This window comes from Lysobacter sp. P5_C4 (genome assembly GCF_054049695.1).
This window is the reverse complement of the sequence record NZ_JBFULX010000006.1, coordinates 85,582-106,881: the sequence shown is the minus strand read 5'-3', so window position 1 is coordinate 106,881 and position 21,300 is coordinate 85,582. Positions and strand designations below refer to the sequence as shown.

The window sequence follows — 21,300 nt, the reverse complement described above, 5'->3', positions numbered from 1 at the left end:
TAAGCGTCGGACGTTCGGAACGAAGGAGTGCGATGGGACGCTGGCGGCCACCCGGGGAGAAAGGCACCGCGCTGATCACGCGCGAGGGCCATGCGCGCCTGAAGGCCGAGCTCGACGAGCTCTGGCGCGTGCGCCGCCCCGAAGTCGTGAAAGCCCTCGCTGCCGCGGCCGCCGAAGGCGACCGGTCCGAAAACGCCGAATACACCTATCGCAAGAAGCAGCTCGGCGAAATCGACCGCCGCGTGCGGTATCTGTCCAAGCGCCTGGAGTCGCTGCGCGTGGTCGAGACCGCACCTGCGGATCGCGAAGCCGTGTTCTTCGGCGCGCAAGTCGAAATCGAACATGCAACCACCGGCGAAACGCAACGCTATCGCATCGTCGGGCCCGACGAGACCGATGCGAAACTCGGCTGGATCAGCGTGGACTCGCCGCTGGCGCGCGCGATGTTGAAAAAGCGCGTGGACGATGAATTCGAAGCGACGCTGCCGGGCGGCGTGGCGCGGTACTTCATCGTCGCGGTGTCCTACTAGCGCTCGGCGTTGTACGCGACTTCGCCGTAAAGATCGTGCTCATCGGAACCCAGTATCTCGACGTCCACGAAATCCCCCGGCTTCAACCCCGCTTCGCGGCCATCCTGGATCTGCACCAGTCCGTCGATCTCCGGCGCGTCGAACCGCGAGCGCGCGATCGCAAGATCGCCATCGATCGCATCGACGATGCAGCGCTGCGTCGTGCCGATCTTCGCTTCCAGGCGACCGGCCGAAATCGCGGCCTGCCGCGCCATGAAACGCGCCAGGCGCGCCTGCTTCACCGCTTCGGGCACCGGATCGGGCAACGCGTTCGCCGTCGCGCCGTCGACCGGCGAATAGGCGAAGGCGCCGACGCGGTCGAGCTGCGCTTGATCGAGGAAGTCCAGCAGCGTTTCGAATTCTTCTTCCGTCTCGCCGGGGAAGCCGACGATGAAGGTCGAACGGATCGCAAGCTCCGGGCAGATCTCGCGCCACTTGTGTACGCGTTCGAGCGTCTTTTCCACCGCGCCCGGGCGCTTCATCAGCTTGAGGATGCGCGGCGCGGCGTGCTGGAACGGGATGTCGAGGTACGGCAGCAACTTGCCGTCGGCCATCAGCGGAATGATGTCGTCGACGTGCGGGTACGGATACACGTAGTGCAAGCGCGTCCAGATGCCCAGTTCCGACAGGCCTTCGCACAGCGCCTTCATGCGCGTCTGGTACGCCTTGCCGCGCCAGGTGCGCTCGGCGTACTTCACGTCGACGCCGTAGGCCGAGGTGTCCTGCGAAATCACCAGGAGTTCGCGCACGCCGCCCATCGCGAGCTTCTCGGCTTCGCGCAGCACCTCGTCGACGGGGCGCGAGACAAGGTCGCCGCGCATCGACGGGATGATGCAGAAGGTGCAACGGTGATTGCAGCCTTCGGAGATCTTGAGGTACGCGTAGTGCTTCGGCGTCAGCTTCAGACCGTAGTCGGGCACCAGATCGACGAAGGGATCGTGCGACGGCGGCAACGCCAGGTGCACCGCTTCCATCACCGACTTGTAATCCTGCGGCCCGCTGATCGACAGCACGCCGGGGTGCGCTTCGCGGATCTGTTCGGGCTTCTTGCCCAGGCAACCGGTGACGATGACCTTGCCGTTCTCGGCGATGGCCTCGCCGATGGCCTCGAGCGATTCGGTCACCGCCGAGTCGATGAAGCCGCAGGTGTTCACCACGACGATGTCGGCATCGTCGTAGGTCTGCACGATGTCGTAGCCCTCGACCTTGAGCTGGGTGAGGATGCGTTCGGAGTCGACGAGCGCCTTCGGGCACCCGAGGCTGACGAACCCGACCCTGCCTCCCTGGCTGGCGGACTTGGGCTTGGTGGCGGTGGACATCGCGGGGCGGACCGGGGGGCTGCGGAAGGCCGCGGATTATAGAGGTGCGGCAGGCCCGTACGGCCGCTTGCCGAACGATCCGCGCTTGATGATTCACGCATTTTCCAAGGAGTACGATGCGCGGAGGTCACCGCCAGGAGGCTCGCGCCATGCACGGATGGATCGATATCGAGACCCCGCACGGGCCGGTGCGGGGCTGGCGCGCGGAGCCAGCCGGGCCTTCGAAGGGCGCGGTGGTGGTGATCCAGGAGATTTTCGGCGTGAACGCGCACATCCGCAGCGTCGCCGACCGGCTGGCCGACGCCGGGTTCGTGGCGCTCGCGCCGGCCTTGTTCGACCCGATCGAGCATGGCGTCGAACTGGGCTACGACGATCAGGGGATCCAGCGTGCCCGCGCGCTGGTTTCCGCGCTGGGCACCGAGCGCGCGATGGATGTCATCAACGCCGCTGCCGAGAAACTGCAGATGGAAGGCCTGCGCGTGGGGGCGGTCGGGTTCTGCTGGGGCGGCACCCTCGCCTTCCTGTGCGCGACGCGCCTGTCCTTGCCTGCAGTCGCCTATTACGGCGCACGCAGCGTCCCCTTCCTCGACGAGAAGGCCGGCGCCGCGTTGATGTTCCACTTCGGCGCGGACGACAACAGCATTCCGCCGCACGATGTCGACCTGCATCGGCAGAAGCAGGCGCAGGCGCAAGTGTTCGTCTACGAAGGCGCGGGCCACGCGTTCAACCGCGACGTGGATCCGAAGGTGTACGACGCACGGGCCGCGCAGCTCGCAGGGCAACGCACGCGCGATTTCCTGGAAGCGCAATTGCGATGAACCTCGACGCCTGGCACCTGCATCCGCAACTGGCCGACGACACGCATCCGGTCGCGTCCTGGCCGTTGTGCGAAGTGCGGTTGATGGACGATGCCAACCATCCCTGGCTCATCCTCGTGCCGCGCGTTGCCGAAGCGACGGAGGTCATCGACCTCGCGCCACCGCAGCAGCTCGCCCTGGTCCAGGAAATCGACCGCGCATGCCGTGCGCTGCAGATGTTCCGCCCCCACAAGCTCAACGTCGCCGCACTCGGCAACCTGGTGCCGCAATTGCACGTGCACGTCATCGCCCGCTATCGCGAGGACATCGCCTGGCCGCGCCCGGTGTGGGGCATGGCCGCGGCGCAGCCGTATCCGCCGGAATTGCTGATCGAGCGGATTCAGCTGTTGCGCGCGACAATCGGCGAACGTTCCTGACCGCTCCCACGGAGTTCCGAATGCGCAAGTTGTTCCTGGCCGTTGCACTGGCCGTCCTCGTCCTGCCTGCGCATGCGGGCCTGTTCGGCAAGAAGCCCGACGACGTCGCGGCCGAAGCCGTCCGCAACAACCTGCTCGCGGTGACGATCTGGGTCGACGCGACCTGGGGGTTCCGCAACCAGGGGGCTGCGAATGCGCTCAGCAAGGCGCACCAGGCCTTCGCCATGCACGGCTACAAAGTGCAGAGCGTGGCGCCGTACATCGAGAACGGCGATCTGCAGGGGTTCTTCGTGACCTACCAGAAGCCCTGATCGCAAGCGTCCTCCGCCGCCATCGCGGCGGAGGACGGGGCCTTCAACCCTTCAACACCTGCGTGCCCGCGATCAGATCGTGGCCGCAGCGGCGGTCGGCGCGGAAGATCAGCAGGACGTCGATGAACGTGAGCACGGTCCCGAGCACCGGGATGGAACCGGCCACGTGCACCGGCAGGTAACGCTTGAGGATCAGCGTGCCGAAGGCGGGCTGCGTGCCGTCGAGCAGCGCGATGCGGATGCCCAGGACCTTCTTGCCCCAGGTTTGCGCAGACTGCGCCAGCGGCCAGCCCTGCACGATGAGGAAGACGAGGAAACCTGCGACCGCATACCCCATCAGGGCGGAAAACCCGGTCGATTCGCCGTTCTGGATGCGCGTGAAATAGCCCGTGGCGAACATCATCGGCATCATGATCGCCAGGAGAATGATGCCGTCGATGAACGCCGCGAGGAAGCGCTCCCCGCGCCCCGCGAGTGCTCCTTCGACGCTTTCTGCCACGTTGGCGCCGGGCGCCTGGTACGGATTGTCGTCCATCGTCTTCCCCTTCCCCGGGTTGGTGTGGAACTGCGTTGTTACGTCTTCGGCAGCGTGACGCCGGTCTGCCCCTGGTACTTTCCGCCGCGGTCCTTGTACGAGGTCTCGCACACCTCGTCGGACTGGAAGAACAACATCTGCGCGACGCCTTCGTTGGCGTAGATGCGCGCCGGCAACGGCGTGGTGTTGCTGAACTCCAGCGTCACGTGGCCTTCCCATTCCGGTTCCAGCGGCGTGACGTTGACGATGATGCCGCAGCGCGCGTACGTGCTCTTGCCAAGGCACACCACGAGCGTGTCGCGCGGGATTCGGAAGTATTCGATCGTCCGCGCCAGCGCGAAGGAGTTGGGCGGGATGATGCACACGTCCGATTCGATGTCGACGAAGCTGCCGGAGTCGAAATGCTTCGGGTCGACGATCGTCGAATTGATGTTCGTGAAGACCTTGAACTCGCGCGAGCAGCGCACGTCGTAGCCGTAGCTGGAGGTGCCGTAGCTGACGATGCGGTGGCCATCGGCCGCGTGCTTGACCTGCCCCGGCTCGAACGGCTCGATCATCTTCTGCTGTTCGACCATGCGGCGGATCCAGCGGTCGCTCTTGATGCTCATGCGGTCTCGTGCGGGTAAAGGTTTGCGGGATTGTAGGGCGTTCTACAGCAGCTGCGCGCCCAGCGACACCGGTGCGCGCGGCCGGCCGGCGAGTTCGGCGGCCATGCGGCGCGCGACGGCGCGGTAGGCCGCGGCGGCGGGGGAGTCGGGGGCCGCGACGACGATCGGCGTGCCGGCGTCCCCTTGCTGGCGGATGCCGATCTCCAGGGGCAAGGACCCGAGCAAGGGCGTGCCGTACTGCGCCGCGATGCGCTCGCCACCACCGTGGCCGAACACGTGCTCGACATGCCCGCAGTTCGTGCAGGTGTGCACCGCCATGTTCTCGACCAGGCCGAGCACCGGCACTTCCACCTTCTCGAACATGCGCAGCGCCTTGCGCGCGTCCAGCGTCGCCACGTCCTGCGGCGTGGTGACCACCACGGCGCCGGCGACGGGGATCTTCTGCGCAAGCGTCAGCTGGATGTCGCCCGTGCCCGGCGGGAGGTCGACGAACAGATAGTCGAGCTGGCCGTCGCCGCCCCACAAGGTTTGTTCGAGCAACTGCGTCAGCGCGGAAGTCGCCATCGGGCCGCGCCAGATCATGGGCGTGTCCTGCTCGACCATCAGCCCGATCGACATCGCTTCCACGCCGTGCGCGTGCATCGGTTCGATGGCCTTGCCGTCGGGGCTGTCGGGGCGACCGGTGAGGCCGAGCATCGTCGGGATGCTGGGGCCATAGACATCGGCGTCGAGCACGCCGACGCGCGCGCCTTCGCCTGCGAGCGCCAGTGCGAGGTTCACCGTGGTCGTCGACTTGCCAACGCCCCCCTTGCCCGATCCCACCGCGATGACGTTGCGGATGCGCGCAAGCGGCGCGAGCGTCCCCTGCGGCGCGTGCGCGTCGATGCGGGTCTGCAGTTCGAGGCTGGCGAGCTTGAGGCCTTCGGCCGCGACGGCTTCGGCGACCTGCGCACGCAGCGCCTCGTGCCAACTCGCGGCCGGATAGCCCAGCGTGACGGCGACGGCGGCATGGCCGTCGCTGACGGCGGCGCGAATGCGCGCGCCGGTTTGCGCGAGCGTGAGGCCCGCGGAAGGGTCGCGGAGGGCGGCGATCCGGGATTCGAGCGGGGTCATGGCGGGCACCGCGGGGGAAGCCACGCATTGTAGGCTGAACCGCCGCGCAGGCCCGGCTTCCGTACGCACCCGGATGCGGTATAAAGCCGCCAGTCCGCCGAAATCGCGCGGGCGATTCCAACGATCCCTGGGAGGGGACCATGCGCATCAAGTTCTTCGCGTCCGTAGTGGCGCTTCCGCTGCTCGCGGCTGTCTTCGCGACGTCGGCCCAGACCCCGGACCCGGTCCTCGGCAAGTGGAAGACCTTCGACGACGAGACCGGCAAGCCGATGTCGATCACCGAGGTGTATCGCACCAAGAACGGCGGCATCGCGGCAAAGATCGTCGAGTCGCTCAACAAGCCCAACGCCACGTGCGACGAATGCTCGGGCGACCAGAAGGGCAAGCCCGTCGCGGGCATGCTCGTGTTCTGGAACGTGATGCAGGAAGACGGCGTGTGGTCCGGCGGCAAGGGCTTCAAGCCGTCGACCGGCGACAGCTTCAAGGTCAAGACCGTCAAGGCCACGGCCGACGGCAAGCACCTGGAAGTCACCGGCTGCAAGCTCGTGTTCTGCCGCACCGGCAAGTGGGAACGCGTCGACTGACGTTCGCACGCATGCGCGATGCGAAAGCCCGGCGCAAGCCGGGCTTTTTCGTGTCCGTGCCATAATCGCCGGCCCTGTTCGAAACACGCGCCATGCCCCGCCACGTCGCCGTCTCCTGCGCCCTGCCCTACGCCAACGGCCCGCTGCACCTCGGGCACCTGGTGGGCTACATCCAGGGCGACATCTGGGTGCGCGCACGGCGCATGGCGGGCGATGCGGTGCGCTTCGTTTGCGCCGACGATACGCACGGCACCCCGATCATGCTCGCGGCCGAGAAAGCCGGCACGACGCCCGAGGCGTTCATCGCCGCGATCCAGGCGCAGCACGAACGCGACTTCGCCGCCTTCCACGTCGCGTTCGATCACTACGATTCGACGAACTCGCCGGCCAATCGCCAACTCACCGAAGCGATCTACGCCGCGCTGGATGCACGCGGCCACATCGCGCGCCGCAGCGTCGCGCAGTTCTACGATCCGGCCAAGGGCATGTTCCTGCCCGACCGCTACATCAAGGGGATCTGCCCCAATTGCGGAACGCCCGACCAGTACGGCGACAACTGCGAAAACTGCGGCGCCACGTATGCGCCGACCGACCTGAAGGAACCGCGCTCGGTGCTCAGCGGCGCCACGCCGGAGTTGCGCGATTCGGACCACTTCTTCTTCGAAGTCGGCCGCTTCAGCGACTTCCTGCGCGGCTGGCTCGCGAGCGATGTCGCGGTTCCCGGCGTGAAGGCCAAGCTGCTCGAATGGCTGGATGCCGAAGGCGGCCTGCGCGCCTGGGACATCTCGCGCGACGCGCCCTATTTCGGGTTCCAGATTCCCGGCCACCCGGGCAAGTATTTCTACGTGTGGCTCGATGCGCCGATCGGTTACCTCTCGGCGTTGCAGGTGTTGTGCGAGCGCGACGGCGCGAACTTCATGCAGTACCTGGCGCACGACAGCGAAGCGGAGCTGCACCACTTCATCGGCAAGGACATCGTCAACTTCCACGGCCTGTTCTGGCCGGCGGTGCTGCACGGCGCGGGCTTCCGCGCGCCGACGAAGCTGCACGTCAACGGTTATCTCACCGTGGACGGGGCCAAGATGTCGAAGTCGCGCGGCACCTTCGTCATGGCGCGCACGTACCTGGACGCGGGCCTGGAGCCCGAAGCGCTGCGCTACTACTTCGCCGCCAAATCCGGTGGCGGCGTCGATGATCTCGACCTCAACCTGCACGACTTCGTCGCCCGCGTGAACAGCGACCTGGTGGGCAAGTTCGTGAACCTGGCCAGCCGTTGCGCCGGTTTCATCGACAAGCGTTTCGGCGGACAGCTCGCCGATGCCTTGCCCGATGCGGCGATGTACGCGCGGTTCGTCGACGCGATCCCGCAAGTGGCCGCGGCGTACGAAGCGAACCAGCCGGCCGCCGTGTTGCGCCATGCGATGGCACTCGCCGACGAAGCGAATCGCTACATCGACGAAACCAAACCCTGGGTGCTCGCCAAGCAGGACGGCAGCGACGCGCAATTGCAGGCGGTGTGCACGCAGGGGCTGAACCTGTTCCGCGTGCTCGCCGCGATGCTCAAGCCGGTGCTGCCGTTGTTGTCGCAGCGCGCCGAAGGTTTCCTGCGCGCGCCCGTCGCGGGCTGGCAGGATCTCGCGCAGCCGCTGCTCGCACATCGCATCGACGCCTACGTCCCCTTGTTCACCCGCATCGACCCCAAGCACATCGAACACATGACCGAAGCCAGCAAGGACACCATGGCCCCTGCCGCCGTGCAGCCCGTCGCCGCCACGCAGGCCGCAGCGCCGAAGCCGGCAACCGCCGAAGCAGCGCACATCGGCATCGACGATTTCGCGAAGCTCGACCTGCGCGTGGCAACGGTGCTCGCGTGCGAATTCGTCGAGGGCTCCGACAAGCTGCTGCGTTTCGAACTCGATGCGGGCGAACTCGGCAAGCGCCAGATTTTTTCCGGCATCCGCGCGTCCTATGGCGATCCGGCGGCGCTGGTCGGTCGCAACGTCGTGTTCATCGCCAACCTGGCGCCGCGCAAGATGCGCTTCGGCGTGAGCGAAGGGATGATCCTGTCCGCCGGTGCCGACGGCGGCGGGTTGCACCTGCTCGACGCACCGGGCGCGCCCGCAGGTGCGCCGGTGAAGTGATGCTGCACGCGTGAACGTCGCGATCGATCTCGTCGAGCGTCTCGATCGCGTCCTGCCGCAGACGCAGTGCGGCCAGTGTGGTTTCGCAGGATGCCGGCCCTATGCCGAGGCGATGGCGCGCGGCGAAGCCGGTGTCGAACGCTGCCCGCCCGGCGGCGATCCGGGCGCACGCGCGCTTGCGAACATCCTCGATGTCGCGCCGGTGCCCTACGACCGCGCACGCGGCGAACACAAGCCGGCGATGCTCGCGTTCGTCGTCGAGCCCGACTGCATCGGCTGCACCAAGTGCATCCAGGCCTGCCCCGTCGATGCGATCGCCGGCGGCAGCAAGCGCATGCACACCGTCATCGAGCCCCTGTGCACCGGTTGCGAACTCTGCGTTCCTGCATGCCCGGTGGATTGCATCGTGATGATCGCGCCCTGAGGCTCAGTGGCGGCGCATCGGTTCGCCGAAGGTGAGCTAGAAGCCGTTGTTGTCGCGCAGGATGAACTCGCGCATGCCGTAGAACGTGTCGTGGGGGCTTTCGAACACGTTGATCCCGCGGGGCAGCGATTCGAAGAGCGCATCGACGCCTTCGACCTGCAGGTACAGGTCGGCATCGCGACGCGGCGCATCGCTCGCCCGGCCGCCGCAGTTGAACATGACGCGGCCGTCGCCGTAGCCGAGCAACGCCCAGGTGAGTTCGCCCTCTTCTTCCGCCGAATCGATCAACGCGAACCCGACGGAGACGTACCACGCGATCGTCGCGCGGATGTCGGGGACCTGCAGCATGGGCGTCAGCGTGGCCACGTGCGTTACTTCGCGCACGCCGAGCAAACGCGCTCGACCGTGTACCCCTGCGCCTTCATGCGCTCGACAACGCCGTCCTTCCCGAGCAGGTGCAGCGCGCCGACCACGACCAGCGTGTCGTCGGTGCCCGGCGCATCGAGGCGCTTGCGCAGCATCGGCACCCACGCCGCATTGCGATCGACGTTGATCGTCTTGTACAGCCCCGGGTACTCGTCGCGGAATTCGACGCCGAGCTTCTTCCAAAGGGTGTCGGCATTCCCGCTGCGCCACAGCCCATGCAACTGTTGCAAGGCATCCTTGCCGCCGTCACGCTCGTCGAGCGATTCGGCCATCAGTTGCAGTTGCTCGGCCTTGCTCATGCCTTCGAACATCGCGAGCTGCTTCATGCCGCCTTCGAGCCCGCTCGTGCGCTTGCCATCGGCGGTCGCCTGCTTGCCCAGGTGCGCGTCCAGACCCAGTTCGGAATCGAACCCCCGCTGCGCGCGCCTGCGCGATCGTCACCAGCAGGCTCGCGTACCACGCGTCGACCAACTGGAACATCTCCGGCATCAGGCCCATTTGCTTGAGCGCGGCATCGTTCTCGCGCAGCCACGCCGCCAGGCGCGCGCGCAGCGCGGGCGAGAGATCGTCGTCGAGCTTGCTGCCGTCGGTGCGCAGCGCGGCTTGCGTCATCGCAAGGCCCAGGTCCTTCGACAGCATTTCCCGTGGCGCGAGTTCGAACACCACTTCTTCGGCATCGGCGTAGGCCGCATCGATGTCCTTCGACAGCGGGTAGTCGTCCTTCGTCAGCATGTGGAAGGAACCGAGCAAATAGACGCTGTTGTCCTTGTCCGAGACCTTCCACAGCAGCGGCACGGGTGCGCCGGCGGATCTGGCCACCGGTGCAGTCGTGTCGGTGGCGAACGACGGGAACGCGATGGCGAGCGTGGCGGCGAGCAACCAGTTGCGACGCATGGAAGATCCTCGGGTCAATGCTTTGCGTACACGCGTTCGCCGGCTTCGACCGCAAGGTCCAGGCGGTTGGCGACCGGCGGCAACGGACAGGTGGCGAAGGCGGTGAACGCGCACGGCGGATTCTCGGCGCGGTTGAAGTCGATCGTCATCTGCTGGTTCGCGGTGGGGCGCGCGAGATCGAGATAGCGGCCGGCGGGATAACTCCCGTGTCCGCTCGTGCGATCGGCGTAGACCAGGAAGAGCGTCGGCTCGCCCTGGTCGAGCAATTCCAGGCGATGGGTCTTCCCGCCCTGTACGAACTCCACCGCGCCCGGGTTCGGCACTTGTTCGACCATGTTGACGATGTTCACGATCGGCAGCGTGGTGCCCGCCGGATGCGGGATGAAGCGCCCGTTGACCTTCCACTCGGGGCCGCCCGGCCAATACTGGATGCCGGCGAAATGCAGGCGCGCGGCGGCGTCGCTGTGCTTCACGCGTAGCGCGACGCGATCGCCGCGCTGGATGATCGTCGCCACGCCCTTGCCGTCGTCGAAGCCGATCTTGTTCGGACCACCATCGTCGGCATCGGTCTTCAGGAAGGTCGCGCCTTCCAGCGGCGCGCCGTCGAGCGTCAGCGTTGCGCTCTTGTCCGGCACGAAGCGCACGCGGCCATCGGCACCCAGATCGAACATGCCGAAGTGTTCCGGTCCCATCGCCATGCGCAGGCCGTTGCTGCCCGCGGTGCCGGCGTAATGCGAGCCGCGATCGATCCAGTGCAAACCGACGACCGACGTCCAGCCATCCGGCGCCGTCAATTCAGCCACGCGCGTGTCGCGCCAGGGCTTTTCCGATGCGGCGAATGCGCGTGCGCGCGCTTGCGCCGCCGCACGCGCGGCCGCTTCGTCGTTGCCCTTGTCGCAGGCGCCCAACGCGAGCGTGCCGGCCAGCACGGCCAGCGCGAAACCCTTCGCTTTCCACATCATTCAACGCCCTCGCAGGAACCATTTGTCGATGTCGCCCAGTGCGAAGCGCGTCCATGTCGGACGGCCGTGGTTGCATTGGCCGGAACGTTCGGTCGCTTCCATTTCGCGCAACAGCGCGTTCATTTCGGCGATGGTGAGGCGACGATTGGCGCGCACGGCGCCGTGGCAGGCCATCGTCGACAACAGTTCGTCGCGCGCGGCGGAAACGCGCCGCGATTCGCCATGTTCACGCAGGTCCGCGAGCACGTCGCGCAGCAAGGCCTCGACATCGCCATCGGCGAGCAAGGCAGGCACGCTGCGCAGCAACAGCGAACCGGGGCCGCTGCGCGTGAGTTCGAAACCGAGCGCGGCGAGCGTGTCCGCTTCGCGTTCTGCGACATCGGCCTCGCGCTCGGACACGGCGACGTTCATCGGCACCAGCAAGGGCTGCGTGCGCAAGCCTTCGCCGTCGTGCGCGCCCTTGAGTTTCTCGTAGCCGATGCGTTCGTGCGCGGCGTGCATGTCGACGACGACCAGGCCGTCCGCATTCTCGGCCAGGATGTAGATGCCGTGCAGTTGCGCGACGGCGAAGCCGAGCGGCGGCGCGGTGTCGTCGCGCGCTTCGGGCATCGGCATGGGCCGCGGCGCTTCGGCGAGGGCGACGTCGTCGTTCGCGTACAGGGCCGCGTACGCCGCACGCGCATCGCCCACGCGCAAGGACAGGCCGGACTGATCGGCGCCGGACCACGACCGACCGATCCAGGTGCGTGACGTTGTTTCGGCGGCGACGGGCATCGCCGGCTCCGCCGACAGGCCCGCGCGTGTTTCCGCGAGCGCCGCGTGCAACGTGCGATACACGAAGTCGTGCACCAGGCGCGATTCGCGGAAGCGCACCTCGTGCTTCGCCGGATGCACGTTGACATCGACAGTGCGCGGATCGAGCTCGAGGAACAACACGTACGCCGGTTGACGCCCATGGAACAGCACGTCGGCGTAGGCCTGCTTCACCGCATGCGCGACGTTGCGGTCGCGCACGCTGCGGCCGTTGACGTAGAGATACTGCTGGTCGGCGCTCGCGCGGTTGTAGACCGGCTGTGCGATCCAGCCGTGCAGGCGCAGGCCCGCGCCCGCATGTTCGACGCGCAGCGCGTGTTTCGCGAATTCTTCGCCGAGCGTTTCGAACAGGCGGTCGGTCGAGGCGAGCATGCCGTCGCCGCGATAGCGCCGCGCAGGGCGGCCATTGTGCGAGACGCGCAATTCGACATCGGGGCGTGCGAGCGCGAGAGACCGCAGCCATTCCTCGATGTGGCCGAGTTCCGTGCGCTCGGCGCGCAGAAACTTGCGCCGCGCGGGAACGTTGTAGAACAGGTCGCGCACTTCGACCGTCGTGCCGTGCGGGTGGGCCTTCGGGGAGACCTCCCCGAAGCGGCCGCCGTCGACCTGCAAGGCGGCGCCATGGTCGGCGTCGGCGCGTCGCGAAGCGAGCAGGAAGCGGCTGACGGAGGCGATCGACGGCAGCGCTTCGCCGCGGAACCCGAGCGTTGCGACCGCTTCGAGATCGTCGAGCGAGGCGATCTTGCTGGTCGCATGGCGCTGGACGGCAAGCGCGAGTTCTTCCGGCGCGATGCCGCCACCGTCGTCGCGCACGCGGATCAGGCGGATGCCGCCTTCTTCCAGATCGATTTCCACGCGCCGCGCGCCGGCGTCGAGCGCGTTTTCCACCAATTCCTTGACGACGGACGCGGGGCGTTCGACGACCTCGCCCGCGGCGATCTGGTTGATCAGGGTGTCGGGAAGTTGGCGGATGGGCACTGCGGGCGCTGCGACGGAAGAGCAGCGCCGATCATACCCGTCAGCGGCTGCCGGCCGCCGATGCCGTCGGATTCTCCGAAGCCTCCGCGCGCGCCGCATACAGCGTTCCCGGCGGCGGCTGGCGGGTGAAGTACATGTTGACCCCGTCGAGGATCGCGCGCGCCAGTTCGCCTTGGTGGCGCGGGTCGTTGAGGCGGCGTTCTTCTTCCGGATTGGTGATGAAGGCGGTCTCGACCAGCATCGACGGGACGTCCGGCGAGCGCAGCACGACGAAATTCGCGCGCTCCACGCCGGCCTTGTGCGTCCGGCCCAGTTTCTTCAGGCCGACCAGCACGTGCCCGGCGATGTCTTCGGAGGCCTTCATCGTCGCGCTCTGCGAAAGATCCAGCAGCACCGAGGCCAGCGTGTTGTCCTTGTCCTGCAGGCGCACGCCGCCGACCAGGTCGGCCGCGTTCTCCTGGTTGGCCAGCCAGCGCGCGGCCTGCGAGGAGGCGCCGCGCTGGGAAAGCACGAACACCGACGAACCACTCGCATCGGGGTTGTTGAACGCATCGGCGTGGATCGACACGAACATGTCCGCCTTCGCCGCGCGCGCCTTCTGGTAGCGCTGCGCCAGCGGGATGAACACGTCGGTATCGCGGGTGAGGTAGGCCTTCAGGCCAGGCGTGGCGTTGATCTGGCGTGCGAGTTCGCGCGCGATGGCAAGCGTCACGTCTTTCTCGCGCGTGCCCTTGCCGCCGCGTGCGCCGGGATCCTGGCCGCCGTGGCCGGCGTCGATCGCGATGACGAGCTCGCGCATGCCGCTGCCGCGCAATTGCTGCATCGACTTGGTCGCGCCCGGCGGCGGCGTGGTCGACGCGATCGGCGCGGGGACGACGGTGTAGGTCGGAAGGCGGGTCGAGGCGGCGGACGGCAGCGTGGTCGCGGGCTTGTTCGCGACGCCCTGCCCGTTCGGCAAGGTGGCGACGAGGCGCGAGGTGGCTTCGGCCGAACGTGCGGCGGTTTCCTGCGGCGTGGGTTCGGGCTTGTTTGCGAATGCGCCGATGGGATCGTTGGCGAGCGGTTGCACGACGGCAGGCTGGCTGTCGACTTCAGCGGCCGCAACGGCTTTCCCGTCGCCCGGCCATTCCAGCACCAGGCGGGTGACGCCATCGGTGGTTTCCAGGCGCGGCTTCAGGCCGACGACGGGCGAGGCAAGGTCGAACACAACCCGCACCGTGCCCGGCACCGGTTGGCCGGTGCGAACCGACTTCACGACACCGGCGCCGTCGGGCAGCGCGAAGCGGCCGAGCCGGGAGGCGGGCAGGTCCACGACCAGGCGGTCGGGGCCGGCAAGCGTGAGGGTCGAATAGCTGGCGGGGCCGTCGAGCAGGAGCTCGGCGCGGGTGCCGGTGGCGCCCTCGTCGAGGGTCAGGCCTTTGATTTCACCGGCGCGCGCGATGTTCCAGCACAGCGCAAAGATCAGCGCTGCGCCGAGTGCCCATTGCTGCACGGTGGCCCCCTTGATACGCATGGCCGGGAGTTAAGCACCGGCCGCAGCGATTTGCAACCACTTTTCCCTTAACTATCCGGCACCTGCCGATGGTTGTTCTCAGCGAGGGGGAACAAACGCATGCAAGTCGGGTAAACCGGCCAATCGGCTCAACCATTCGTCGCCCACCGACGACCCCGCGACGGCGTCGAGCGACCGCCCGTCGCCTTCCAGGGCGAGGAGCACGTCGAGGTCCGCCGGCGGCAATGCCCGCCCCCCGCGCTCGGGCCATTCCACCAGCCAGAGGGTGCCTTCGCCTGCGTCCAGGCCGAGGAATTCGAGTTCGCCGGGATCGCCGATGCGATAAAGGTCCAGGTGCAACGCATCGCCCCCGTCCGGGAGCGGATAGCGTTCGACAAGCGTGTAGGTGGGACTGCGAATCGCACCGCGCACGCCGAGCGTGCGCAACAACGCACGCGCGAACGTGGATTTTCCCGCGCCGAGATCGCCACGCAGATGCACCACCGCGCGCGGCGGACGCGTGCGTGCGAAAACGGCGGCGATGCGATCGGTATCGTCGGACGTCGGAAGGAACGCGCGCATCAACGCACCGCGTCGGGATTCGCGAGGCGACGCAAGCGCGGCAGCAGATCCGACGGCAACAGCCCGCGTTCGCCGCCGTCGCGCGCCGCTTCGTCGCCCGCGCTCGCATGCAGCAATGCACCGATGCACGCTGCGTCGAACGACGGCATGCCTTGCGCACGCAATGCCGCGATCACGCCGGTGAGCAGATCGCCCATGCCGCCGACGGCCATGCCGGGATTACCCGCACCGATCACGCCCGTGCGTCGACCGCGTTCGACCACGACGGTGCCCGCGCCCTTGAGCACGACCACCGCGTCGAATTTTTCCGCGATCGCATTCGCAGCACCGTGGCGATCGTTCTGGATTTCTGTCGTCGAAACACCAAGCAAGCGCGCCGCTTCGCCCGGGTGCGGCGTCAGGATCGTGCCCGTCGGCAATGCGACCGTGTCGCGCGTGGCCAGCAGGTTCAAGGCATCGGCGTCGAGCACGAGCGGCTTGCCCGATCCCAACGCCGCGCCGAACAACACGCGCCCCCACATGCCCTGCCCCAGCCCGGGCCCGGCTGCAACGATGTCGGCGCGTTCCAGTTGCCCCGCAAGGTCTTCGCTGCGCTCGACCGCGCGCGCCATCGCTTCGGGCCGGCGCGCGAGCAACGCGCCGACGTATTCCTCGCGCGTGGCGACATCCACCAGCCCGGCGCCCGCGCGCAAGGCGGCTTCGGCGCACAACATGATCGCGCCGCCGCTGCCGTGGTCGCCGCCCAGGCACAACACGCGCCCCGAGTCGCCCTTGTGCGCATCGCGGGGACGCGGACGCAACGCGCCTTTCAGGGCTTCGGGCAACAACAACGCCGAATGTGGATCGATGCCGTCGAACATGTGCGAAGGCATCGACAATTCGGCGAGTTCGAGACGGCCGCGCATCGTCATCGCAGGCCCGGTGTGCAAGCCGGGCTTGGGCACGATGAATTCCAGCGTGCGCGTCGCGGCGACGGCCGCGCCGGGCATCGCACCGGTGTCGGCATCGATTCCGCTGGGGACGTCGATGGACAGTCGCGGCGCCGGCTGTGCGTTGATCGCATCGATCAGGGCCTTCGCCCCGCCCTCCGGCGCGCGCGCCAGGCCGATGCCGAACAGGGCATCGATGATGAGGTCCGCCGGTGGAAGCGTGTCGACGAAGGCTTCCACGCGCCCCTGGCGCTCACGGAATTCGTCGCGCGCCCGCTGCGCGGAGGGCGTGGTCGGCGAATGCTCCGGCAGGCGCACCACGCGCACGTTGCGGCCTGCTTCCAGCGCAAGGCGCGCGAGCACGTAGCCGTCCCCGCCGTTGTTGCCCGGTCCGCAGACCACCACGATGCGTTGCGCCTGCGGCCAGTGGCGCAGCGCACAATGCCAGGCCGCGCGGCCCGCGCGACGCATCAGTTCGAAGGCGTCGCCGCCCATTTCCGCCGTCGCGCGCGCATCGAGCGCGCGCGTGGCCTTCGTGTCGTACAGCGCAAGGGTCGCAAGCATCGTCGGATTCTATACTTGGCAGGTGGCTCCCTTGACGCCGACGCCGTCGCAACCTGCACCCGAGGCCGTTGTCCTGGCGGCGCGGATTCGTGCGCTCGCCCGTGAACTGGGCTTCCAGCGCGTGGGCATCGCCGGCGTGGACCTGTCCGCCGACGAAGGCCACCTGCGCGATTGGTTGACGCAGGGCCTGTACGGCTCGATGGACTGGATGGCGCGCCACGGCGACAAGCGCTCGCGCCCCGGCGAGCTGGTGCCGGGCACGGTCCGGGTGATTTCGGTGGGGCTGGATTACGCGCAGGACGACGAGTCCGCGTGGCGCACCCTCGCCCATGGCGAACGCGCCTACGTCGCGCGCTACGCGCTGGGCCGCGACTATCACAAGCTGATGCGCAACCGTTTGCAGGTGCTGGCCGATCGCATCGCCGCGCTCGTCGGGCCCTTCGGGCATCGGGTGTTCGTCGATTCGGCGCCCGTGCTCGAACGCGCGCTCGCGCGCAACGCAGGCCTGGGGTGGATCGGGAAGAACACGTGCCTGATCGATCGTGATGCCGGCTCGTGGTTTTTCCTCGGCGAGGTGTTCGTCGACATTCCGCTGCCGGTGGATGCGCCCGCCAGCGCGCATTGCGGAACGTGCACGCGGTGCATCGACATCTGTCCGACGCAAGCCATCCTCGCGCCCAATCGGCTGGATGCACGGCGGTGCATCTCGTACCTGACGATCGAGCACGAAGGCAGCATCGACCCCGAATTGCGGCCGTTGATGGGCAATCGCATCTTCGGCTGCGACGATTGCCAGCTGATCTGCCCCTGGAACAAGTTCGCGCGCCGCACCGACGAACCGGATTTCCGCGCGCGCAACGATCTCGACACGGCGACGCTACCGACGTTGTTCGCCTGGACCGAAGACGAATTCCTCAAACGCACCGAAGGCTCGGCGATCCGACGCAGCGGTCATGCGCGATGGCTGCGCAACATCGCGGTGGCATTGGGAAATGCGCCGACGACGCCGGACGTCCTGGCTGCGTTGGAATCGCGCAGGGACATCGAAGATCCCGTCGTGCGCGAGCACGTCGCGTGGGCACTCGCCCAACATCCGCATTAGTCCCGCAGGATCTGCTCGAGCAACGCCCGTGTCACCGGATCGGCGATCTCCGCCTTCTGCCCGCGCATCGCCGGCAGCAACGTGCTCGCGACCTGTTTGCCCAATTCGACGCCGAATTGGTCGAAGGCGTTGATGCCCCACGCGACCGACTGCAGGTAGACGCTGTGTTCGTACAATGCGATCAGCGCGCCGAGCGAGCGTGGCGTCAGCGAATCGAGCAACACCATCGTGCTCGGGCGATTGCCGGCGTAACGACGATGCGGGTCGTCGTTGTCCTGCCCGTTGGCGAATGCTTCGGTCTGCGCGAGCAGGTTGGCGAACAACGCGCGATGACTTTCGCGATGCGGATGGTCGGCCTGCACGGTGCCGATGAAATCGCCCGGAATGATGTCGGTGCCCTGGTGCAATGCCTGGAAGAAGCTGTGCTGCACATCGGTGCCCGCGCCGCCCCACCACACCGGCACGGTGCGTTCTGCGACGGGCGAACCATCGAGGCGCACGGATTTGCCGAGGCTTTCCATCACCACCTGTTGCAGATGCGCCGGCAGCAACTTGAGACGGTCGTCGTACGGGAACACGCCCTGCGAGGCGAACCCCATCGCGTTGCGATTCCACACCGCCGTCAGTGCGTGCCAGTAGCCGAGGTTTTCGCGCGGCGCGGCTTGCAACACGTGCGCATCCATTTCCGCCGCGCCTGCGAGCAAGGGTTCGAACGCAGGCATGCCCAGCGCGAGGCCGATCGGCAGCCCGACCGCCGACCACAACGAATACCGGCCGCCCACCCAATCCCACATCGGCAGGATGCGCGCTTCGGGGATGCCCCATTCCGCCGCGCGCGCGACGTTGGCCGTGACCGCGAGCAGGCGCGTGTCGTCGCCAAGCCACTCGCGCACGATGCCGCCGTTGAGCAGCGTTTCCTGCGTGCCGAAGGTTTTCGACACGATCAGGGCGGCGGTGCGCTTCGGATCCAGCCCCGCGAGCACGCGTTGCACGGCGGCGCCATCGACATTCGAAATGAAATGGACGCGGAAGCGGCCGGATTTGGGCGGCGACAACGCGTCGACGACGAGCCGCGGCCCGAGATCCGACCCACCGATGCCGATGCTGACGACATCGGTGACCGGGGTGTCCTGCAGCGTGTCGGCGACGCGGCGCATGCGCGCGATCGCCGCCTGCGCTTGCTCGCGCGCCGAAACCGCAACGGGCGCTTCGCTCAACGCGCTGCGCAATGCCGTATGCAACGCGGCGCGGTCTTCGGTCGGGTTGACGCGCTTGCCGTCGAACAAATCGCGCACGCGTTCGGGGAATTGCGCCGTATCGGCGAGTGCGAACAACGCATCGATCGCCGCGTCGTCGTAACGCTGGCGCGCGAAGTTGGCGTAGAGCGGACCGACGCGCAACGCAAGGTCCGTGGCGCGGCCGGGCGCTTGCACCAGCGTCCGGATCGGGGTGTCGCCCAGGCGGGCGGCGTGCGCGCGCAGGGCGTCGAAGTGCTGCTTGAAGGGGCTGGCGTCCATGCGCCCCAGTATCACGCAGCCTGCTTCGGCATCGAGTGATTGGTGTGCGTCAGCGCGTTCTGCCGGTCCACGTAGACGCAGGTCGGCTTGTGCTTCGCCGCTTCGGCTTCGTCCATCGCGGCGTAGGCGCAGATGATCACCAGGTCGCCGGGGGACGCGCAGTGCGCGGCCGCGCCGTTGACCGAGATCACGCCCGAGCCTTCTTCGCCCCGGATCGCATACGTCACGAAGCGCATGCCGTTGTTGACGTTGTAGATGTGGATCTGTTCGTACTCGCGGATGCCACTGATGTCGAGCAGGCGGCCGTCGATCGCGCACGAGCCTTCGTAATGCAATTCGGCATGCGTGACCGAGGCGCGATGGATCTTGGCTTTGAGCAGGTTGAGCTGCATGGAACGGCTCCGCGGAAGGCCGGGCGTGGGGCCCGGGAAAGGTGCGCAGTCTAGATAGGGGTTTTGCGCGCCGCAACAAAGGGGGCCGGCGGCCCGCCCGTCGTTCAGAATTCGAGGTTGTCGATCAGGCGCGTGCGGCCCAGGCGGGCGGCGACCAGGGCCACGCGGGGGCCGGGAATGTCTTTGGGTTCAAGCAGTTCCGGCGTTCGAACGACGGCATAGTCGACATCGAAGCCCGCCGACGCCAAGGCCGCCCTTGCCTGGTCCTCGACCGCGAGACGCGGCGTTCCACCGAGCGTGGCGTCGCGCATGCGCAGCAGGGTGCCGTGGATGGTGGCCGCCACGGGGCGCTCCGTCGCCGACAGGTATTGGTTGCGCGAGCTCATCGCCAGGCCGTCGGGCTCGCGCAAGGTTTGCGCGGCCAGCAGTTCGATCGGGAAGGCGAGATCGCGCACCAGGTAGCGGATCACCGCGAGCTGCTGGTAATCCTTGCGCCCGAACGCGGCGACATCCGGCTGCACCTGCAGGAATAGCCGCGCGACCACCGTCGCCACGCCGTCGAAATGCCCCGGGCGGTGCGCGCCTTCCAGGACATCGGTGACACCGGGGACGCGAATGCGCACGGCGTTGTCCGAGCCGAAGGGATACATCGTCGCAACCTCGGGCATCCACAACACATCGCAGCCGGCGGCGGCGAGGCCCGCGGCATCGGCGTCGGGCGTGCGCGGATACCGCGCGAAGTCTTCGTTCGGCCCGAACTGCGTCGGATTCACGAACACGCTCGCGACGACGCGATCGACCTGTTGGCGCGCAAGTCGAACGAGCGAATGATGTCCCGCGTGCAGGTTGCCCATCGTCGGCACGAAGCCGATGCGCAGGCCCGCACGCTTCCACTGACCGACCTGCGCGCGCAGCGCGTCGAGCGCGGTAACGGTCGCGAGCGTCATTCGTAGGCGTGCGCGGCGTCGGGGAACGCGCCGCTGCGCACGTCGTCGGCGAAGGCCTGGATCGCGCCGGCGATCGAACCGCCCTGCGCGAGGAAATCCTTCACGAACTTCGGGCGGCGATGCCCGGTGTTCGCGCCGAGCAGGTCGTGCAGCACCAGCACCTGGCCATCGCACGCGGCGCCTGCGCCGATGCCGATGGTGGGCACCGGGCTCGCAATCGTGATCGCCGCGGCGAGCGAGGACGGCACGCATTCGAGCACGAGCAGCGTCGCGCCCGCTTTCGCGACAGCCAATGCGTCTTCGCAGATTTTCTTCGCGGCCTTGTCTTCGCGCCCCTGCACCTTGTAGCCGCCCAGGCGCAGTACCGATTGCGGCGTCAGGCCCAGGTGCGCACAGACGGGAATTTCGCGATCGACGAGGAAACGGATGACCTCGAGCTTGTGGTCGGCGCCTTCGAGCTTGACCATTGCCGCCCCCGCTTTGAGCAGTTGCAGCGAGGCATCCAGCGCACGCTCGGGCGTGGCATCCGCGCCGAACGGCAGGTCGGCGATCAGCAGCGCACGCCGCAATCCGCGCGCAACGCACGCCACGTGGTACGCGATGTCGGCGACGGTGACCGGCAGCGTGCTGTCGTGCCCCTGCACCACCATGCCGAGCGAATCGCCGACGAGGACCAGGTCGACGCCGTTGTCGTCCATGACGCGCGCGAAACCCGCGTCGTAAGCGGTGAGCATGACGAGCTTGCGGCCGTCGCGCTTGGCGTCGGCGAGCATGGGAACGGTCCAGGGCTTGGCGTCGGTGCTCGTGTACATGCCGCTAGCGTAACGCGTCAGCCCAGCGCGCGGATGTCAGGGGCGCGGATGT

The 21,300-nt window shown here is 67.7% G+C and carries 23 protein-coding genes and 1 pseudogene; 8 read left to right on the top strand and 16 right to left on the bottom strand.

Annotated features, from left to right (window positions below; all coding sequences use genetic code 11):
- Nucleotides 1–32: 32 nt before the first annotated feature.
- Entirely contained in the window at nucleotides 33–530 is a 498-nt protein-coding gene (gene greB, locus ACXJJ8_RS14320; protein ID WP_499031339.1) for a transcription elongation factor GreB, read from the top strand.
- On the opposite strand, the gene rimO is transcribed toward greB, so the two are convergent.
- Nucleotides 527–1,888, bottom strand: a complete 1,362-nt coding sequence (rimO, locus tag ACXJJ8_RS14315) for a 30S ribosomal protein S12 methylthiotransferase RimO (RefSeq protein WP_499031336.1) — start codon at nucleotides 1,886–1,888, stop codon at nucleotides 527–529. The two genes, greB and rimO, sit on opposite strands and share 4 nt — an antisense overlap.
- Before the next feature lie 149 nt (nucleotides 1,889–2,037).
- Between rimO and ACXJJ8_RS14310 the strand changes: the two genes are divergently transcribed.
- From ACXJJ8_RS14310 to ACXJJ8_RS14300, 3 genes are read left to right on the top strand one after another with little or no spacing between them, the layout of a single operon-like run.
- Nucleotides 2,038–2,706: a dienelactone hydrolase family protein gene (locus ACXJJ8_RS14310; protein WP_499031334.1), complete on the top strand. Its 669-nt coding sequence runs from the start codon at nucleotides 2,038–2,040 to the stop codon at nucleotides 2,704–2,706.
- Nucleotides 2,703–3,122, top strand: a complete 420-nt coding sequence (locus tag ACXJJ8_RS14305; protein WP_499031332.1) for an HIT domain-containing protein — start codon at nucleotides 2,703–2,705, stop codon at nucleotides 3,120–3,122. The genes ACXJJ8_RS14310 and ACXJJ8_RS14305 overlap by 4 nt, the downstream gene beginning before the upstream one ends.
- Before the next feature lie 20 nt (nucleotides 3,123–3,142).
- The gene (locus ACXJJ8_RS14300; protein WP_499031329.1) at nucleotides 3,143–3,433 is read left to right on the top strand and encodes a hypothetical protein; all 291 of its coding nucleotides are present in this window, start codon (nucleotides 3,143–3,145) and stop codon (nucleotides 3,431–3,433) included.
- 43 nt (nucleotides 3,434–3,476) lie between these two features.
- Here the strand turns inward: ACXJJ8_RS14300 and ACXJJ8_RS14295 are convergent, their stop codons facing one another.
- The 3 genes from ACXJJ8_RS14295 to apbC are packed head-to-tail and all read right to left on the bottom strand — an operon-like array spanning nucleotide 3,477 to nucleotide 5,689.
- Complete coding sequence (locus tag ACXJJ8_RS14295) at nucleotides 3,477–3,968, bottom strand: RDD family protein (RefSeq protein WP_499031326.1); 492 nt, start codon at nucleotides 3,966–3,968, stop codon at nucleotides 3,477–3,479.
- A gap of 38 nt (nucleotides 3,969–4,006) precedes the next feature.
- Entirely contained in the window at nucleotides 4,007–4,576 is a 570-nt protein-coding gene (gene dcd, locus ACXJJ8_RS14290) for a dCTP deaminase (protein WP_499031323.1), read from the bottom strand.
- Nucleotides 4,577–4,618: 42 nt separating this feature from the next.
- Nucleotides 4,619–5,689, bottom strand: coding sequence for an iron-sulfur cluster carrier protein ApbC (apbC, locus tag ACXJJ8_RS14285; protein WP_499031321.1), 1,071 nt, complete (start codon nucleotides 5,687–5,689; stop codon nucleotides 4,619–4,621).
- 140 nt (nucleotides 5,690–5,829) lie between these two features.
- On the opposite strand from apbC, the gene ACXJJ8_RS14280 reads away from it, so the two are divergent.
- The 3 genes from ACXJJ8_RS14280 to rnfB all read left to right on the top strand — a co-directional run bounded on the left by ACXJJ8_RS14280 (nucleotide 5,830) and on the right by rnfB (nucleotide 8,838).
- Nucleotides 5,830–6,273: a DUF2147 domain-containing protein gene (locus ACXJJ8_RS14280; protein ID WP_499031318.1), complete on the top strand. Its 444-nt coding sequence runs from the start codon at nucleotides 5,830–5,832 to the stop codon at nucleotides 6,271–6,273.
- Nucleotides 6,274–6,365: 92 nt separating this feature from the next.
- Nucleotides 6,366–8,414 carry a methionine--tRNA ligase gene (gene metG / locus ACXJJ8_RS14275; RefSeq protein ID WP_499031316.1) on the top strand — a complete coding sequence of 683 codons (2,049 nt, stop codon included), beginning with the start codon at nucleotides 6,366–6,368 and terminating at the stop codon, nucleotides 8,412–8,414.
- Between the two features lie 10 nt (nucleotides 8,415–8,424).
- The gene (rnfB, locus tag ACXJJ8_RS14270; RefSeq protein WP_499031313.1) at nucleotides 8,425–8,838 is read left to right on the top strand and encodes an Rnf electron transport complex subunit RnfB; all 414 of its coding nucleotides are present in this window, start codon (nucleotides 8,425–8,427) and stop codon (nucleotides 8,836–8,838) included.
- 36 nt (nucleotides 8,839–8,874) lie between these two features.
- Here the strand turns inward: rnfB and ACXJJ8_RS14265 are convergent, their stop codons facing one another.
- The 8 genes and pseudogenes from ACXJJ8_RS14265 to ACXJJ8_RS14230 all read right to left on the bottom strand — a co-directional run bounded on the left by ACXJJ8_RS14265 (nucleotide 8,875) and on the right by ACXJJ8_RS14230 (nucleotide 16,478).
- Nucleotides 8,875–9,222, bottom strand: a complete 348-nt coding sequence (locus ACXJJ8_RS14265; RefSeq protein ID WP_499031311.1) for a VOC family protein — start codon at nucleotides 9,220–9,222, stop codon at nucleotides 8,875–8,877.
- Nucleotides 9,210–9,644, bottom strand: a complete 435-nt coding sequence (locus ACXJJ8_RS14260) for a TraB/GumN family protein (RefSeq protein WP_499031500.1) — start codon at nucleotides 9,642–9,644, stop codon at nucleotides 9,210–9,212. The genes ACXJJ8_RS14265 and ACXJJ8_RS14260 overlap by 13 nt, the downstream gene beginning before the upstream one ends.
- Before the next feature lie 106 nt (nucleotides 9,645–9,750).
- A pseudogene (locus ACXJJ8_RS14255) lies at nucleotides 9,751–9,996 on the bottom strand (TraB/GumN family protein); the annotation flags it as partial.
- Nucleotides 9,997–10,172: 176 nt separating this feature from the next.
- Complete coding sequence (locus ACXJJ8_RS14250) at nucleotides 10,173–11,117, bottom strand: DUF1684 domain-containing protein (protein ID WP_499031309.1); 945 nt, start codon at nucleotides 11,115–11,117, stop codon at nucleotides 10,173–10,175.
- Nucleotides 11,118–11,120: 3 nt separating this feature from the next.
- A complete protein-coding gene (mutL, locus tag ACXJJ8_RS14245; RefSeq protein ID WP_499031306.1) occupies nucleotides 11,121–12,911 on the bottom strand; it encodes a DNA mismatch repair endonuclease MutL in 1,791 nt (596 codons plus the stop codon).
- 40 nt (nucleotides 12,912–12,951) lie between these two features.
- Nucleotides 12,952–14,424, bottom strand: a complete 1,473-nt coding sequence (locus ACXJJ8_RS14240; protein WP_499031304.1) for an N-acetylmuramoyl-L-alanine amidase — start codon at nucleotides 14,422–14,424, stop codon at nucleotides 12,952–12,954.
- A gap of 78 nt (nucleotides 14,425–14,502) precedes the next feature.
- Nucleotides 14,503–14,988 (bottom strand): tRNA (adenosine(37)-N6)-threonylcarbamoyltransferase complex ATPase subunit type 1 TsaE, encoded by a 486-nt coding sequence (tsaE, locus tag ACXJJ8_RS14235; protein WP_499031302.1) that lies wholly within the window; start codon nucleotides 14,986–14,988, stop codon nucleotides 14,503–14,505.
- Nucleotides 14,985–16,478, bottom strand: coding sequence for an NAD(P)H-hydrate dehydratase (locus ACXJJ8_RS14230; protein ID WP_499031299.1), 1,494 nt, complete (start codon nucleotides 16,476–16,478; stop codon nucleotides 14,985–14,987). Before ACXJJ8_RS14230 ends, tsaE begins: the two co-directional genes overlap by 4 nt.
- A 31-nt stretch (nucleotides 16,479–16,509) precedes the next feature.
- Between ACXJJ8_RS14230 and queG the strand changes: the two genes are divergently transcribed.
- On the top strand, nucleotides 16,510–17,580 hold the full coding sequence (gene queG / locus ACXJJ8_RS14225) for a tRNA epoxyqueuosine(34) reductase QueG (protein WP_499031296.1): 1,071 nt from the start codon (nucleotides 16,510–16,512) through the stop codon (nucleotides 17,578–17,580).
- Here queG and pgi read toward each other — a convergent pair.
- The 4 genes from pgi to panB form a co-directional block, all read right to left on the bottom strand.
- Nucleotides 17,577–19,097, bottom strand: coding sequence for a glucose-6-phosphate isomerase (gene pgi / locus ACXJJ8_RS14220; RefSeq protein WP_499031293.1), 1,521 nt, complete (start codon nucleotides 19,095–19,097; stop codon nucleotides 17,577–17,579). The genes queG and pgi overlap by 4 nt on opposite strands.
- Before the next feature lie 11 nt (nucleotides 19,098–19,108).
- Nucleotides 19,109–19,489 carry an aspartate 1-decarboxylase gene (gene panD / locus ACXJJ8_RS14215; RefSeq protein ID WP_499031290.1) on the bottom strand — a complete coding sequence of 127 codons (381 nt, stop codon included), beginning with the start codon at nucleotides 19,487–19,489 and terminating at the stop codon, nucleotides 19,109–19,111.
- Between the two features lie 104 nt (nucleotides 19,490–19,593).
- Entirely contained in the window at nucleotides 19,594–20,436 is an 843-nt protein-coding gene (gene panC / locus ACXJJ8_RS14210) for a pantoate--beta-alanine ligase (protein WP_499031287.1), read from the bottom strand.
- Nucleotides 20,433–21,248: a 3-methyl-2-oxobutanoate hydroxymethyltransferase gene (panB, locus tag ACXJJ8_RS14205; RefSeq protein ID WP_499031285.1), complete on the bottom strand. Its 816-nt coding sequence runs from the start codon at nucleotides 21,246–21,248 to the stop codon at nucleotides 20,433–20,435. Before panB ends, panC begins: the two co-directional genes overlap by 4 nt.
- Nucleotides 21,249–21,300 lie beyond the last annotated feature (52 nt).

Excerpts from the sequence above, each read along its gene's own strand:
- metG (WP_499031316.1), top strand. The coding sequence starts at position 6,366 with ATGCCCCGCCACGTCGCCGTCTCCTGCGCCCTGCCCTACGCCAACGGC.
- ACXJJ8_RS14310 (WP_499031334.1), top strand. The coding sequence starts at position 2,038 with ATGCACGGATGGATCGATATCGAGACCCCGCACGGGCCGGTGCGGGGC.
- ACXJJ8_RS14300 (WP_499031329.1), top strand. The coding sequence starts at position 3,143 with ATGCGCAAGTTGTTCCTGGCCGTTGCACTGGCCGTCCTCGTCCTGCCT.
- apbC (WP_499031321.1), bottom strand. The coding sequence starts at position 5,689 with ATGACCCCGCTCGAATCCCGGATCGCCGCCCTCCGCGACCCTTCCGCG.
- rimO (WP_499031336.1), bottom strand. The coding sequence starts at position 1,888 with ATGTCCACCGCCACCAAGCCCAAGTCCGCCAGCCAGGGAGGCAGGGTC.
- ACXJJ8_RS14305 (WP_499031332.1), top strand. The coding sequence starts at position 2,703 with ATGAACCTCGACGCCTGGCACCTGCATCCGCAACTGGCCGACGACACG.
- panD (WP_499031290.1), bottom strand. The coding sequence starts at position 19,489 with ATGCAGCTCAACCTGCTCAAAGCCAAGATCCATCGCGCCTCGGTCACG.
- ACXJJ8_RS14250 (WP_499031309.1), bottom strand. The coding sequence starts at position 11,117 with ATGTGGAAAGCGAAGGGTTTCGCGCTGGCCGTGCTGGCCGGCACGCTC.
- ACXJJ8_RS14280 (WP_499031318.1), top strand. The coding sequence starts at position 5,830 with ATGCGCATCAAGTTCTTCGCGTCCGTAGTGGCGCTTCCGCTGCTCGCG.
- greB (WP_499031339.1), top strand. The coding sequence starts at position 33 with ATGGGACGCTGGCGGCCACCCGGGGAGAAAGGCACCGCGCTGATCACG.
- pgi (WP_499031293.1), bottom strand. The coding sequence starts at position 19,097 with ATGGACGCCAGCCCCTTCAAGCAGCACTTCGACGCCCTGCGCGCGCAC.
- ACXJJ8_RS14240 (WP_499031304.1), bottom strand. The coding sequence starts at position 14,424 with ATGCGTATCAAGGGGGCCACCGTGCAGCAATGGGCACTCGGCGCAGCG.
- panC (WP_499031287.1), bottom strand. The coding sequence starts at position 20,436 with ATGACGCTCGCGACCGTTACCGCGCTCGACGCGCTGCGCGCGCAGGTC.
- dcd (WP_499031323.1), bottom strand. The coding sequence starts at position 4,576 with ATGAGCATCAAGAGCGACCGCTGGATCCGCCGCATGGTCGAACAGCAG.
- panB (WP_499031285.1), bottom strand. The coding sequence starts at position 21,248 with ATGTACACGAGCACCGACGCCAAGCCCTGGACCGTTCCCATGCTCGCC.
- ACXJJ8_RS14295 (WP_499031326.1), bottom strand. The coding sequence starts at position 3,968 with ATGGACGACAATCCGTACCAGGCGCCCGGCGCCAACGTGGCAGAAAGC.
- ACXJJ8_RS14230 (WP_499031299.1), bottom strand. The coding sequence starts at position 16,478 with ATGCTTGCGACCCTTGCGCTGTACGACACGAAGGCCACGCGCGCGCTC.